The sequence below is a fragment of the uncultured Methanobrevibacter sp. genome, from assembly GCF_947170395.1.
GTDB lineage: Archaea > Methanobacteriota > Methanobacteria > Methanobacteriales > Methanobacteriaceae > Methanocatella.
The window spans coordinates 20,272-35,694 of sequence record NZ_CAMVTE010000008.1 but is presented as its reverse complement, the minus strand read 5'-3'; the positions used below and the strand labels follow the sequence as shown (position 1 = coordinate 35,694).

At 36.2% G+C, this 15,423-nt stretch carries 4 protein-coding genes; 3 read left to right on the top strand and 1 reads right to left on the bottom strand.

What is annotated here, in order from left to right:
* Window positions 1-37: 37 nt before the first annotated feature.
* On the bottom strand, window positions 38-883 hold the full coding sequence (locus Q0W04_RS03390; protein ID WP_298500459.1) for a DUF1002 domain-containing protein: 846 nt from the start codon (window positions 881-883) through the stop codon (window positions 38-40).
* Window positions 884-1,079: 196 nt separating this feature from the next.
* Here Q0W04_RS03390 and Q0W04_RS03385 point away from each other — a divergent pair, with 196 nt between their 5' ends.
* From Q0W04_RS03385 to Q0W04_RS03375, 3 genes are all read left to right on the top strand, one after another.
* Window positions 1,080-5,927 (top strand): cobaltochelatase subunit CobN, encoded by a 4,848-nt coding sequence (locus Q0W04_RS03385; protein ID WP_298500457.1) that lies wholly within the window; start codon window positions 1,080-1,082, stop codon window positions 5,925-5,927.
* A gap of 174 nt (window positions 5,928-6,101) precedes the next feature.
* Complete coding sequence (locus Q0W04_RS03380; protein ID WP_298500455.1) at window positions 6,102-10,724, top strand: right-handed parallel beta-helix repeat-containing protein; 4,623 nt, start codon at window positions 6,102-6,104, stop codon at window positions 10,722-10,724.
* 184 nt (window positions 10,725-10,908) lie between these two features.
* A complete protein-coding gene (locus Q0W04_RS03375; RefSeq protein WP_298500453.1) occupies window positions 10,909-15,204 on the top strand; it encodes an Ig-like domain-containing protein in 4,296 nt (1,431 codons plus the stop codon).
* Window positions 15,205-15,423: the final 219 nt, after the last annotated feature.

Sequence of the window (15,423 nt, the reverse complement as noted above, 5' to 3'; positions counted from 1 at the left end):
ATAGTTTTTATAAAAAAATAATATTGGGACTATTTAATTAAAATAGCCCATCCAAGAATCCTTTCACTGAATCACTGTCAGTTGCATTGCCTAAAACATCTGATACCTGTGATTCATAGTTGTTTATGTCCCCTTGCGCATTTTGAATTTGTTCGATTGTTGTTGCAAGGTTTTCAATATCACTATCTGTAATATTAATATTATTTATGATAGTGTAATTGTTGATTATGTTTACTATAGTTTGGTGATCTGTAATGTTTTCCTCTTTAACTGTATCCTTTACATCATCAACCAATTTTGATAGGTCTTCTGAGCTGACGTTTGAATTTTCAACAATTTCTGCCTGGGTGTAAATTTCATTGTTGGCAGCTTCCTTTACTGAATCCGGAATTTCAACGTTTGTTGCGACTTCATATGAATTCATGATTCCTGCCAGGGCAGATTCACCGGTTGCTGTGACCGGACTTGTAACGTAAACGTGTCCTTTAGTAATTCCGGCGGATTTTAATGCTGATAAATACATGTCTCCGGTAATTGTGGTGATTTTTGATTTGTCCACACTCACTTCGAGATTGTCGTTGTCGTTCAAGTCAACGAGAGCTGATGAAAATATTTGGTTTGATCCGTAAGTTTTACCAGTTATTGTACTTGCAATTTTATTCACTTCACTAGCTGTGATTACTTTTGAATTTGCACTTCCCAAATCGGCATGTGCCTGATTTTTGAAAAATGTGTCAACAGTATTCTTATAGTTTGAATTTGCATATGTGGTCTCACCGTAGGTAACTACCACAGAGTCGACTTGGCCTGAAAATCCGACTGGGATAATCATTCCAACTACAATTATAGATAAAATTACTATACCAATAGTACTCTTGCGCATATTATCACCTCTTTATAATAGCAAACTTTAATTAGTCAATTAAGTATTTAAAGGTATCCTTTTTGTGTATATATTTAATTTTGTTTAGTAAGTTTTATATGTTTTCAAATCAGATTTACAAATGTAGTAAAGATTATTGCTATGTTTATTAAAAAGCGTAAAGGGAGGTGAAAATACGGTAAAATTAAATAATAGAGTGATATTTGCATTAATGATTTCTATATTGCTTCTGTTTTCTGTAAGCGCAGTTTTTGCAGGAAATAATGAAACAGTATCTGATGTGATGAGTGTTTCCAATGATTTTGTGACGAGCAATAATATTTCAAATGTTGATGAAGTATTGAATTCTCCATCGGATGAAGGGGTATTGACAGCAAGCAATACGATTAATGTTCATGTTACTGATTCTTATAATGAAACTAGCAAGACTTGGAGTGAAGACGGGTTTAATTTAGCTGGAGCCACAGTTAAAGTCTATAATTCAAAAAACAAAACGATTTCAACATTGATTACGGATGCGTCCGGTAATGTTGTGATTAAGAATTTGGGCTCTGACATATACAGTTTGGAAATAAGTTATTCAACCTATGAGCCTATAAAATTAAAGGATATTGACTTTAAAAAACAGAGCGGTTCGGTTAAAATCGATGATATCATGTTCGTTCCGGATATATTGCTTCTGGTGGACTATAACTCCCACAATGAAAAGGTGGACGTATTGATGAACATGTCCAGAAGAGTGGCATATATCAGTACCACCGATTTCGATAAATCCAGAGCATGGCTCGTTGAATATGCAAATTACATGCATATTGACATGTTTTCAGAGTCTGCATACAGTGTTTTGACAGGACAGTATCTAAAGGAGCTTTTGGCAAGGTCTCCCGCCAATGCAAAATATAATGTTGCATACACATTCAGTGTATTCTCACAGCAAATCCTAAACAACACAGGTTTGCACGTTGTCGGGGCTTCAGCTAAAAACAATACCTACGATACCATTGAAAACACTTATATAGGTTCTTATTTCCAGGCCCGTGACATTGAAGAGTCAGATATCCTTCAAAGCAACATGAAAAATTATCTTGCTTATGTCAAATATCTTATCAATCCGTCAGAATATGAAGATCCTACACTTGATGAAGATAACGCTCCTCTGATGTCTCCTGAATGCGGATTTTATCATCCTGATTTGGGAATGTATACTCTGGTGCCTGAAGGAAAACTGATTAACCAATGGATTCGTGAAAATCCGGGTTATACCCACAGTTCCGACGGCAGTTTGAATTGGATGACTGAAAACTATGTGGTCTGGCTAACCACTGTACTGGACCCGACTGCACTGTTTAAAAAGTTTGAAAGCGATTACATTGCCAAATTCCATCCTACAAAACCATTCATAGCTATTGCTTCATATTATGGTGGCGAGGAAGTTTCAGATGCATTAATCAGAGGTTATGAGGCTAATGGCAGACCTGCATTCAACGTGTTCAAGACAGGAACTCAACCGCCTATGTCTTCAATTCTAAATACAATCAATAATATCTCTGAAGTTGGGCTTGCTGCTGTAAATTCATTGTGCAGCTGGTCTCTGGACTATGCCAATGGTACTGCAGAGCCTGATTTGACTGATATTGATTTGCATGTGCTGAAAGGAATTGTTGAAATTTCAGAATACAGTTATAAAAGCGAATTGGGTCTTCAGGTTGAATGGACATACATGGTTACATATCCAAGTTTTGAAGGAGTATTCGGTCAGGTGGCCTTATCTTGGGTTGACAGTTTGGGAAAATCCCACGTGATTCAGGAAGGTGTCGACAAGATGGTTCAGCTGAACTGTAAATGGGCAGATTTGCATGATTTGGAAAATTCCGATAAGAAAATTGCTGTCATGCTTTATAATTATCCGCCTGGTAAGGCAGAAATCGGTGCTTCATATCTGGATGTATTTACAAGTGCATATGAGCTATTGCTTCAACTGTATGTTCAGGGATATGACATTGGCGGATCTATTGAGTATTCCAACTACTATAACAATACTTATGAATGGTTAATCAAATCAAATGAAGGTCATAAAATCAATAAAACCCTTACAAAGCTTATTTCAGTATATAATTTAACTCAAATAATTTTTGACATGAACAATAAGGGTTCATGGGCTTCAGGTTTGCTTGAAAAGTATGTTGAAGAAAATTGGGACGAACTGATGGCTCATCATCAACTGATTTCACTTGAGGACTTTGAGCATTTGACTTCAGACGTCAGGGATGATTTGTATAATGATCTTATTGGCTATTGGGGAGACAATTTGGGTCCTGCAATGGTTTATAAGAACAAGTATATTGTAATTCCGGGTGTCTGGTTCGGTAACGTGTTCATCACATTCCAGCCAAGTAGAGGTTGGGAGGAAGTTCAGGATTACCACAGTCTGGTCATTCCTCCGCATCAGCAGTATGTTGCATTCTATAAATGGATGGAAAAGACAGCCAATATCAATGCAATTGTAAGTATGGGTACTCACGGTACTTTGGAATGGCTGCCGGGTATTAACCTTGGTGCATTCCCTGGAGACTGGACTTTTGAGCTGTCACTGATTCCTACAGTATATCCTTATATTGTATCCAACCCTGGTGAAGCGATGGTTGCAAGGGACAGGAGTTCAGCATTGCTGATTACTCACATGACTCCTGCAATGGTTTCATCCGAGTTGTACGGTAACTACACTACCCTAAAAAATTACATTAATTACTATAAGGAACAGATGGCTGTTAACGTAACATCAAATGCTGAATCATACATGAAAAAGATTTTGGATTTGGCTCCTGCATTAGGTTTTAGAAACATTTCAGATAATGAAACCTTCCAGGATTATATTGATGAATTGCACCATTATCTTGATGCAATGGAAGATGATTTCAATACTTTCGGTCTTCATACCATTGGTAAAGTACTGACAGGTTATGAACTGGCTGAGGAGGTCATTACGATTGTTACTTCTCAAACCAAGATTTATGACCAATTGGTTGCATTCCTATATCCTGAACTGGCAGGAATGAGTTTCTATAAGGAAATGCAAGGTGATTTCAAATATTCCAAAGAGGTTCAGGCAGTAAAGGATTTCCTAAAAAATTATTCCAATCGTCTGGTTAACGGAACTTCCGTAAAAGACCTGAACAGGGAATTTGGCATCAAGGAAGGTTCTGCATTGTATAACTCAACACTTTACTGTGAGGATGTCATTGCAAACATTCAAAGGAACAATGAATGGAACGCAATCCTGCTCTCTTTAAGTGGTCGTTATGTTAAATCAGGACTGTTTGCCGACCCTTCATATGGGGACTCAATACCTACCGGATATGACGGTTATGCATCTGACCCTACAAGAATGCCGTCTCATGCGGCTTATGAATCTGCCGTCAACATAGTAAACATGCTTCTGGCAAACTACTATGAACAGCACGGCAAATGGCCGGAACTGACTTCATTAATCCTATGGGGTACTGAGATTTCCAGGACTGAAGGAATCGGTGTGGCCGAATTCATGTACCTTTTGGGTTGCAAGCCTGTATGGGCAGACAACGGTAAGGTGCTTGGTGTGGAACAGATTCCTCTGAAGGATTTGAATGTAACCTTGAATAACGGTTCTGTTGTAAACAGGCCAAGAATAGACGTATTTGCAAGTATGGTTACAAACAACAAGGATTGGATTACATGGATGCTGACTTCAGTCAATCTGGCATTGAATGCTACCGGTGAGGATGAAACCAACAATTACGTTAAAAAACATTATGCGGAAAATCCAATTCTCGACAGGCTCTTTGGTCTTCCTGGAAATGTATTGGAAGGAACCGGTATGTCAAACCTTATTCCGAATACTGCAGATTGGGATATTTCCAGCGTCAATGAATATGCCATGGACATTTACCTAAGCAAGGTATCCTATTCATGGACTCTTGACAGCAAGGGAAATATTGTTGTAAACAACCAGAAGGAGAACTACAAATATCTGCTTGAAAGAGTGGATGTTATCACCCAAAACTTTGACAGTTCATGGAGATTATTCGATTCTGATGATTACTATGACTGGTTCGGTGGGTTGTATAATGCTGCAAACGTATTGAAAAACAGAACAGGCAAATCAAGGCCTGACACTGCATTTTTCGATATCAGGAATAAGAACAATTATATTTCAAGAACTTACAAAGAGGAAATAGACTTTGAAGTAAGAAGCATATTGTTAAATCCTCAATACATCAATTCATTGGTCAACTCCCCTGCGGGTATGAATGCTTATGCATCAAGATTCCAGAACTTCTATGCAAGTACAGTTATCGGCGGCGAAAAGATCAATAAAGAACTTGGTAATCAATTGGCAGACACTGTTTTAGGCATTAATGCCGGTGTAAGCAATGCGCAATTGGCTGCAGGTTCCCAGTCTTCCACTGCATGGATGATTTATATGGCTCAGCAGGGAATCTGGGACGGGGATGCAAGCACAGTTCAGAAATTGGTTGATTCATATATGCAAAGCGTAATCGACTATGGTGTTGCATGTTGTCACCACACATGTAAAAATCTAGCCTGGAATGCGGAAATCATTCAGTTGAGTTCACTGACTCCGGCTCAAAAGCAGAAATTTGCAGAAATTCTTGCTCAGGCAACCAATACTGAACCATTATATCAGGATCCATCCGATAATGGTAATCAAGGCCAAAGCAACGGGAATCAAAACGCAAACACATTAAGCAACAATACTTCCCAGCAACAGTCTGATGGTTCAAACAATGGGGGTAGAACTGCATATGGTCTTGATCCGTCTGCAAGCGGTGATGCGAAATCTGCTAGTGATTCACAATCTTCCCAGGATTCATCATCCGGTGGAGGTGCAAAGTCCTATGAACTTTCACAGAAATCTGCATCTAAATCTGCAAGTTCAACAGAGTCCAGCATGCCTATATTCGTGATTATTGCGGTTATTATTTTAATTGCAATATTCCTGGTAGGATACTGGCGCAATAATGAAGACGATGAAGATGATTATTAATTTAATCATCAACTTTTTTTTATTTTTTTGACTTTTTTTTGAGAAATTCTGCTTTTTCAGTAATTTTTAAATAATATATCTTTTCATAAATTAACAATATAATAGAAAATTTTTAAAGTAAAATTTATTAAATTTTCGATGATATTTGTAAAAATAATATGATGAGGTATAATAATGATTAAAAAAATTAATATTTTTTTAGTTTTATTGCTACTGATAGTTTCCATAAGTGCGGTTAGCGCCGCCAGTGATGGAAATATCACTGATTTGGGTAGCAATGAAGCTAGTCAGGCCACTTTGGAAGTGCCTGTTGATAATGATATTAGTTATAGCTCTTCTAATCTGGATGATGCTGTTGCAGATGCAAATGCTTCAGCCGCACCTTCCTCGCATACTGTAACTGAAAGCACTTATGCTAGATATTTCAGTTCTTATGACGGAAAACTGGTATCTTCTGACGTAAATCCGGGAGATACAATTGTATTGCAGGGAAGTTTCACAGGCAAATCATTCGTTTTTGAAAAGCCGGTTAATGTAGTTGGGGGTACTTCAAACAAATTGGTCAATTCAATGATTACTCTTTTAAGCGGTGCTTCAGGAAGTTCTATAGCTAATTTAAACATTGTAAATACAAATGCTACAACCTATGGTATATTTTTAAACACTGCCAGCAACTGTTCAGTTAGGGATTGTACAATAAAGAACACCGGAATGTCTTCATATTGTATTTGCATTGCTAATGGAGCAAATTATAATAACATTACAGGCAATGACCTGACAACATACGGAATTACATATGGTCACGGTAGCTTTACAAGATCCACTCCTACATTGATTCTAAGCGGTTCACATAATAACTACATAGCCAATAACCATATTGAAGCTGATGATGCTAATGGAATTTACCTGTCAAGTTATTCCGGCGGACCTTTGAAAGGCGGTGAATCAAATTACAACACCATTTTCAACAATACAGTTCACTATAACGTATTGCCTACCTCGTGGGCTTATGGTATTCAGGCAATGGGTAAAAATAATATAATTAAACAGAATACTGTAATTGGAGGTTATAGGGGTATTTCAACCGCCTCCAGTGGTAACATTATAATCGATAATAAGATTATTAACCTTACCGGAGCAGATTATAATCACCCTGGTGTTGAAACCGGTGGGGAATATGGAATTGTGGCTTCATATAATTCATATGTGGCCAACAACACAATAATTGGCGCTAAAGTCATTTCCACTGGTGCTGGAATCACAGCCATTGACAATTCAATTGTGGAAGATAACTTTGTTAATGTAACATTAAAAGGTAGAGGTATTGTCGGAGGTGGAAATAATGTAATCATTAGAAATAATGTTATTTTCACTGTATCTGGTTCAGGAGTTTATCAAAGCGGTGAAGATTCTGGTTTGATAGTCGATGGTAATAATATCACTTCTGATTCCGGAGCAGGTATTTTAATTGAAAAATTAAGTTCAAAAAGAATGCCAAAAAATGTTACTATCGCTAATAACATCATATCTACTAACAACAAATATGCTATTGATGTTGCTGGAGTGCAGGCTGATACTTCCAATATTGATTATGAATCCAATAAAGGAGGGTTAATCAACTCTCCTGCTGGTGTAATAGATACATCCAAACCAATTTATATATTTAAAGGAACCACACATACAATCACTCCTGAAAATATCCGCAAATACATTAACGACAACGGCGGTTTAACATCAGAGATTAAAGACGATGATATCTTAAACTTTGCAGGTACATTCAGCAATGAAGTTATATATGTTACAAAAGCGGTCAAAATCACTGGTAAAAACCCGATATTTTATAACTCCACTTTCAAAGTAACTTCCGGCGGAGTATTGATTGAAAACTTAACTATTATCAACAAAGCGGCTGAAAGAGTAAACGCTTGGGGTATTTTCATTAATCAGGCAACTGGTGTTAAAGTCACAAATAACAAAATCAGCGTAAGCGATCCAAAAGCGGCTTATGCAGTTTATGTTTTACAATCAACGGATATTGAAGTGTCAGACAATGAATTGGCTTCTGAAGGAGATTATTTAACTTTCACATTACTTTCCTATGCATGTGAAGACTGTTCCTTTGAAAATAATGTGATAAAAACAATAGGTACTGGCAAACCATACCAATTCTCACCTGAAAAATGTATTGACGGTAATGAACTTGTAATCAATGGTAAATCCTATTGTTTGGACGGTAATGAACTGGTTATTGACGGTAAATCATATCGTATTGATGACAATGGGTTAACAATTAATGGAACTAGTTACTGTCTGGATGGTAATGAGTTCGTCATAGACGGTACTGCTTACTGTATTGACGGTAATGAATTTGTCATTGACGGTACAAGCTACTGTTTGGATGGTAATGAGCTGACAATTGACGGAGTTTCTTATCAGTTTAAAGATAACAAATTGACAATCAACGGAACTACTTACTGTCTGGATGGTAATGAAGTGACCATTGGTGGAAATACTTACTGTCTGGATGCCAATGAAGTAAACATTGATGGAAAAGAATACTGTTTGGACGGCAATGAGCTTGTCATTGACGGTGTTCACTATCAGTTCAACAACAAAAAGTTAACAGTCAATGGCACTAGCTACTGTTTGGATGGTAATGAAGTGACCATTGGTGGAAATACTTACTGTCTGGATGGTAATGAGCTTGTAATTGATGGTAAATCCTATTGTTTGGATGGTAATGAGTTAGTTATTGACGGTACTCGCTACTGTGTAGACGGTAATGAATACTGTATGGATGGTGCACATGTTGTTTCTGAAATTTATCAAACTTACGGAATCCTATTGTTATACTCATCAAATAATTTAATTTATGGAAATGACGTGAATGTCACCTCAAAACTCGAATCCCAGCAAGCAACCAAAGGCAGCAACTCCTCTCAAAATTCCATTGTAGGTATTGACATATACTTTAACAGCCATAACAACACTGTTTCATACAATGATGTTTACCTAAAAGCTAACGATAATTATATTTATGGAATGGGTGTTTTAGGTTATTACACCGGACACAGCGCTCCTGTAGGTCAGGGTGCTACTAACAATTCATTCGTTGGAAATCAAATAACTATTGATGGAGTTTACTGTGTTGAAGGTATCATTATCGGCGATGAATCCGAAGATACCTTTGTAGAAGACAACGTGTTGAATTTAAAATCCGATGCTGTAGTTTATGGAATCTATTTTGAATTGTCCCATAAATCCACTGTTAAAAACAACGGACTCAATTTAAATTCACAGGCAATCTACGGTATTGAAGGATACGGTTCCAATAATAACAATGTATTGGACAATACAATTGATGCAAATGCTAAAGATGTATACGGAGTCATATTCCTGAATGGAAACAACAATATCATTACTGGCAATAAAATTAATGCCAACGGTAATGGTGAAGCTATTGATACTGCAATTCTGGACTCTATTAAACCGGGCAATGCAGGAATTATACTGATGGCTAATTCCACCGGAAATTACATTGCAGATAACGAAGTAAAATCAACTAAAGGTTATGCAGTTTCTTTAGATGATGAAGCGATTAACAATGTCATTGCCGATAACTATCTGATCTGTGAAAAAGGCGTTGCCAATAAAGCTATAAACAATGCTAAAAACAATAACGTTTCAGACAACTACGTCTACATTGCAAACGCTTCTGTTGAAGACGTCACTGTTAAATATAGAGGAACCGGTGAATTCAAATTAGTCACAGATAAAAAAATGGATGGGGCTATTGTCAAATTCTATGACCTTGACGGCAAATATCTGGTTCAGTCAACAGTGTCAAATGGCGTAGCTGTTGCAAAATATAAATTTGATGCATCCTATACTCCAGCCCAATATCTGTTTACAGCCAAAATCTTCAAGGAAGACTACAAGGCATCTTCTTTCGATATTAACGTTTTCGTATCTAAAAGCAACATGAAAATTAATGTTGCTGCTGTAAGCATTGGACAGGGAGATAAAGGGAATGTTGTTGCAAAAGTTTTGGATGAATTTGGAAATCCAATTAGTGGCGTATCAGTAGTATTTAAACGTATCAATTCAGCAGGAAAAGCTGTAAATATGGGCAGTGCAAAAACAAACAGCAATGGTGTTGCTACACTATCATATTCCGTTGGAGCATCATTGACTTTGAGAACATACTCCATGACTGCTGAAGTGGCAAATCAGGATAACTATAATGGTGCAAAAACCACTTCAAAATTAACTGTCAAAGAAAAGATATCTTTTGTTGGTGCTAAAAACTATAACGTTTACTTTGGAAATACCGTAACTTACAAGATACAGATTAAGGATGCAAACACCAAAAAGGTTCTTTCAGGCAAATCCGTAACCTTCAAGATAAACGGTAAAACCAAAACAGTCAAAACAGACAAAAAAGGCTATGCATCATATTCTGTCAAATTGAATGCAGGATCATATACTATAACTGCTACCTGCAACGGTTATTCATCATCCAAGAAAATAACCTTCAAACCTACCTTGACAGCTAAGGATGTTTCCCAGAAAAAATCCAAAACAACAAAATTCACCGTAAAGCTGGTGGACAAGAAAGGTAAGATACTGAAAAACAAGAAAATTACCTTCAAGTTCAAAAACAAACAGTATTCCGCCAAAACAAACAGCAAAGGTATTGCTACATTATCACTTAAGAACTTAGGCGTTGGCAAAAATACAATTACTTCCAGCTATGGCGGATGCACAATTAAAAACAAAATAACAATTAAAAAATAAAGGTTTAACCTTTATTTTACTTTTTTTTAAATTTTCCTTGAATTATATTTAAATATCTTTAAATTTATAAATATTTATCAATAGTCAATTTTTTATTTGTTTATTTTACAGGCTATTATTAAATTTATCTATATTTAAATGAGGTGAAAATATTAAAACAAAAACTTTGGTTATTTCATTAATCATGATTTGTTTAGTGATGTTGTCTGTCGGTACAACCTTTGCTGCAGATGACGGCGCTGATGTAATCGCAGCTGATGATGAAATAGCTGTTGATGGGGGAGAACTTGCTGTAGAGCAAGATACTCAAATAAATGCTCCTGAATCAGAGGTTGTAACACCTGATAATTTTTACAATTATTTTGATAAGGACGGGTTGTTACGAACTAATGTCACTTCCAAGGAATTGATATTTGAGGGTACTTTTGAAAATTATGATTTTAAAGATTTGGATATTGATCGCACAATAACCTTAACAGGTAAAAATGCTACATTCAATGGTATTTCTTTATTAATTACTGCTAATAATGTGACAGTTTCAGGCTTTGAAATAAATCAAGTCAATTCAACTGATGCTATTTTAGTCGGCGCTTCTGATGTAACCATTGCAAACAACACTGTTAATTTCGTTGACAGCCGTGCTCCTGAAGGTGTTGCGATTTGTGCAATCAATTCAGATAATTTAAACTTGTTAAATAATGTTGTTTTCTATGGTGGAAATACTGACGGAACCTATAAAAACAATGGAATTTTCATTACAAACTCAAGCAATGCCAGAATTAAAGGCAATAAATTTGAGTTCCAGTTAGTTTCCGCTGCTGTGGATTGGCAGGAAGTCCCTGCTGGTTCAGGTAATTGGGTAGGTACTCCTTTCAGTGAAGGTGTCGTTGTAGATTCTTCTGAAGGAGTTATAATGGATGACAATTACATTGATATTTGGTATCTTGGAGTTGCAGGATGGTTTGACACTATTTATGCTGTTGACTTTAGAAACTCCAGTAATGCAGTGATTACAAACAATAACATTACAGTTAAAGGTCACAGTTACACTTATGGTTTGATTATTACAGATAATAACTTCACTATTGAAAATAACACCATTAAAGTAGAATCTGATAATAATTATGCTAACGGTATTGATATTGAAGGTCCTGCAGTCGGTGTTGTATACAATAACGATATTGATGTTAAAGGTGTCCAATCCGCTTATGCGATTTACTCTGGCATGAACGGTAAAAGCGTTTACACTTATTATACCTATAATGTCATTTCCGCTGAAGCTTACAATGTATTCGGTTTCTCTTTAGGTGATGTATATGCTAAACTCACTAACAACTCTATCAATCTTGTAGGTAATTATACAACCGGTATTGCTTATAATGGAACTTATTTGTATGCACAAGGTAATGTAATCGGTTTAGTATCTTCTGAAAAAGGCAATGAAACAGTTTCTGAAAGTTTCGGTGTTGAAACTGTTGGTATTAAAGCCACCAACCCTAACGGTTATGCATTTATTGAAGGCAATTATATTATTGGTCAGGGTAAAGGTATTTCTCTAACTGGCGGAACTGCTACAGTAAGTGAGAACAATATTACAGTCAACGCCAATAAGGATGCTGATGCATATGCTATTTATGCTAAAGACTTAGGTGCACAATTGTATGTTTTTAACAATGTAATTGAATACGTTGGCGCTACTGAAGGTGCCGGAATTAATAATGCAATTTATATTTCTAACTGTGAAAGACCTATGATTTATGTAAATAAAATTGTCTTGTCTTTAGTTTCATCTTATGTTCCTTGGTTTGAAATTCCTGCCGGATCAGGTAATTGGGTAAGTTTCCCAATCAGTGAAGGTATTGTAATTGATTCATGTTATTATCCTGTAGTGATGGGTAATGCAATAAACGTGACATATAATAATGTTGTAGGCTCTTATGATACAATTTATGCAATTAGTGTTAAAAATTCTAATCTCACTACAATTAATCTAAATGACATCACTGCAAAAGGTCACACCTATATTTATGGAATTCAGGCAAGTGGTGATAATATCACTATAGAACTTAACAATATTACTGTAGAATCCGATAATTATTATGCTAACGGTATTGATATTGAAGGTCCGGCTAGCGCTACAGTATACGGCAATTATATTGATGTTAAAGGTGTCCAATCCGCTTATGCAATTTATTCAGGTATGAACGGTCAGAGTGTTTCATCAGAATATGATTCAAATGCCATTTTTGCTGAAGCTTACAATGTATTCGGTTTCTCTTTAGGTGAAATTATGACTTCAATTTCAAATAATCTCATTGATCTTGCAGGTAATTACACCACAGGTATTGCATTTAACGGAACCGTGTTGACAGCCCAAAATAATACAATTATCTTAAATTCATCCGAAAAAGGTGATGAAAGTGTTTGGGAAAGCTTCGGTGTTGAAAGTGTGGCTATTAAAGCTCTTAATGGTAATGCTACCATAGTAGATAACTCTATCATCGGTCAAGGTAAAGGTATTTTATTAACCGGTAACGGTGCTTTAGTACAAAATAACACAATCGATATCACTGATATGGACGGTCTTGACTCATACGGCATCTACGCTGAAGAATTGTCTTCATTGAATATCACAGGCAATGATGTTAAATTCACAGGCCATACTGAAGGTTTAGGCATTAACAATGCACTTTATGTTGCTGATGTTTTAGGCGCTTCAATTACAGACAACAAATTCAATATGTCTTTGGTTTCCTGTTATGTTCCTTGGGCCGAAATCCCTGCAGGTTCAGGAAATTGGGTAAGCTCTCCTGTAAGTGAAGGTATTGTTGTGGAAGATTGTGAAGGTGCCGGATTTGAAAACAATGTTGTTGATGTAACCTACAATAATATTTCAGGTCTTTATGATACTATTTATGCAGTTGACTTCAAAAACTCTGATTATGCAATGATTTCTGGAAATAACATTACCGCTTTAGGTCACACTTACATTTACGGAATCATTATTTCAGGTCAAAACTTCAACATTAACAACAACACCATTCAAGCAGTATCTGATGAATATTATGCTAACGGTATTGACATTGAAGGTCCTGCCAGCGGTGTAGTTGACAGCAATGTGTTGGATGTTAAAGGTGTCCAATCCGCTTATGCTATTTACTCCGGTATGAATGGTCAAAATGTTACAGCAATGTATATTGACAACGTCATCTTTGCTGAAGCTTACAACGTATTCGGTTTATCTTTAGGTGATGTTGAAAGTGAAGTATTGTCCAATTTCATAACCCTTTCAGGTAACTACACTACAGGTATTGCATTTAGAGGATCTAACTTAACAGTCAATAATACTTTAATCGTTGCGGCAGGTTCTAATATCGGTGATGAATATGTATGGGAAGCATTTGGTGTAGAAACTATCGGTATTAAAGTTCAACAGGGTACTTCCGAAATTACAAATAACATAGTAGTCTCTACCGGCTCATATCCAATAGACGTTTTCAACAACAATGCTTCAGTGCACGACAACATGTTGAAAGCTGCTAGATTTATTGGTGACGAAGGTGTCAGAAACGCTGCTAATGCAGAAGTTTACAACAACACTCCTGAAATCGGTGAGAAAAACGCTACTTCAATTGTCATTACCGAAGTTGACGGTGACTGTAACATTACAGGTGTCCTGAAAGATGCTGAAGGTAAAGCTATGGCTGATACTAAAGTTCAATATTCCGTTGACGGTAAAATCGTAGGTGTCACCACCACTGATAAGGATGGTGTCTTCAAAGCTACCGGTTTAACCAACGGTAAAATCGAATTGGTAAATCTCGGTGACAGTTTCAATGCAAATTCCACCGTTAAAATTACCTTAAAAGATATTGCTTCAGTTAGAACAGCTACAGTTGTTGAAGGTAACAACTACACTCAAAACGCTGTAGAATACAATGCCGGTGAAAGAGGTGGAAACTTTACCGTACAGCTTAAAGATATCAACGGCAAACCTCTTGCAAACAAATTGGTCTTAATCGGTTACAACGGTAAATGCCTTGAAAGATCCACTGATAAAAACGGTTATGCAAGCGTACAAATCAACCTTGCAGCCGAAAACAGATTAACTTTCGCTGTAGCATTCTTAGGTGATGACAAGTATGACGCATCAATGTCAGTATACTTGATTACCATTACCAAAAAACCTGTTACAATCAGCGCTCCTAATAAATCATATAAAGCATCTGCAAAAACCAAATCATACACAGTAACATTAAGTACTGTAAAAGGTGCAGACGGTAAAACATACTTCGGAGCAGGCAAAAAAGTAACCTTAAAAGTTGACGGAAAAACTATCACAGCAAAAACCAATGATAAAGGCCAAGCAACCTTCAAACTTAGTTTAACTAAAAAAGGTTCATATAAAGCCACTGTCAGCTACGCTGGAGATAATACATACAAATCCGCAACTAAAACAGCAACAATAAAAATTAACTAGTGAGATTTAATTTCTCACTAACTTTTTTCTTTTTTTAATAATTTCAAAAAGTGTCTTCAAACATATAGGTCATGCAATTCAAATATCTTTTTTTAAAAATTTGAATCGTTTAAATTCAATCATCAATTATTTATTTTGATAAATTTTCATGTAAAGTATCATTTATTTGACTGAATTTTCAATAATTCGATGGCGTAAATGAGGGGGTGTTTGTGGAAT